2 protein-coding genes are annotated in these 1,829 nt (G+C 39.8%); both read right to left on the bottom strand.

Annotation, left to right across the window (positions count from 1 at the left end):
- Window positions 1–1,034: NAD(P)/FAD-dependent oxidoreductase (locus AC1DRF_RS25810; protein WP_477742056.1), on the bottom strand; the 1,034-nt coding region annotated here is incomplete at its 3' end.
- Window positions 1,035–1,396: 362 nt separating this feature from the next.
- Window positions 1,397–1,829 (bottom strand): orotidine 5'-phosphate decarboxylase / HUMPS family protein (locus tag AC1DRF_RS25805; RefSeq protein ID WP_477742055.1); only part of this gene is annotated, 433 nt, incomplete at its 5' end.

Raw genomic sequence — 1,829 nt, 5'->3', positions numbered from 1 at the left:
CCCCCTACTGCTTGGGATTCGCCAAGCAGCGGCATCCCATCAGGTGTGAAGGAAAAAATGCCGTTCATTCCTTTTTTTATTCCTGCTCGTTTTAAAGCCGGAATTAATTCCATTGCATCTTCCCACGGTTTTTCAAAATCTTTTGGTGTAAAAGGTTTAACAGAAGGCATTTCTTTTGTTTCTCCGTATTTTGTAATGTCACTGAGTTCGACTGGAAATGGCTTATGCTGATATGATCCAATCCCAAGCCCTTTCTCTACCTGACGAAAATAAATTGCATTATCCTGATCTCGAATAAGAGGAGTCGCGGCTTCTTCCGTTTCTCCGTTTAATTCAAGTAAATCATTTGTAAACACATATTGATGAGCCATCGGCTGAAGAGGAATCGTTACACCAACCATTTCTCCGATGCGAGGTCCCCAAAATCCGGCACAGCACACGATTACATCTGCTTCAAATTTTCCAGCGCTCGTGTACACTGCTTTTACTTGACCATTTGTCACTTCGATATTCTTCACTTCTGTATGACCGTAAAATTCTACTCCGCACTCTTTAGAAAAACGAGTCATTTTATCAACGGCATGCAAAGGTTTGGCAATACCGTCTGACGGAACATAGAGACCTCCGCAAATACGCTCAGGACAAATTAGCGAATTTTTTTCCGCGCATTCCTGCGGTGAAAGAAGAAAAGCTTCGATTCCCCATGAGCTGGCAACACCAGCCTTTCTCTTTAGGTCTTCTAATCGCTCTGGTGTACGGGCAACTTCTAAACTGCCGACAGGATAAAACGAGCGCTGTTCATCTGTACTCAACTCTTTAAAGGTCTCGACTGTTTGAGAAGCTAGTGTTGTCAGGATTTTTGAAAAGCTAAGCTGAAATACAAGCCCCGGAGCGTGAGAAGTAGATCCTCCCGTTTCGAACAAAGGGCCTTGCTCAATCACTGTTATGTTTCGTTGCCCCATTTTACTTAAATAATAGGCAATGCTGCACCCGACAATTCCAGCTCCTATCACTACTATCCTCTTATGTTCCATCACTTTATATCTCCCTCCTTTTTTGGTTTGAAGATGTTAAATATTGTCGATAGTTAATTATATTTTTAATATTCATAATTTTCAAAGTGTTTTGTCATAAAGTGTGACATAGATTTTTTCAGACTTTCTTCCGCTAATGTTCGGATAACGCTTTCTTAACTTTAAAATACCAGAAAAACTGCCGTCTTTTTCTTTCGAATAACGAATTTTAAAGAAACTATCTATCTGTCAAAATGACACTTATCAATGAATGGTTATACCAAAAATGACGGAAAGAAGATAGCTAAAATAACTTAGCTATCTTCTTTTTCAACCATTTACCGATTAATTAATTTTGAAGGCTTAAATACTTTTGCTTCTTTTTAGACCAAAGTTGCTTGTTTGACTACTTTTTTCATTTCTTCTGCAACGTTTCTTTTGTCTTTTTCACTTGTAATCCCCCCGCCTACAATCACAAGATCCGGCTGTGACTGCACGACTTCAGGAAGTGTATTCAGTTTAATACCTCCTGCCACCGCTGTTTTTGCATGTTTCACAACTCGTTTAATCGTTTGAAGCTGCTCGAACGGGGTTTCTCCTTCAGCTTGAAGATCATACCCTGTGTGTACACAAATATAGTCAACACCGAGTGCATCGACTTCTTTTGCACGTTGCTCAAGGTTTYTTACATTAATCATATCAACAAGAATTTGTGTTCCTTGTTTTTTGGCCTCTTCTACAGCGCCTTTTATAGTCGAATCATCAGTAGCGCCAAGAATCGTAATAATACTAGCACCCGCTTCAGAAGCTTTCATT

This window comes from Priestia sp. P5_B4 (assembly GCF_056400385.1).
The sequence above is the reverse complement of the archived record's forward strand: the minus strand, read 5'-3'. Positions and strand labels throughout refer to the sequence as shown.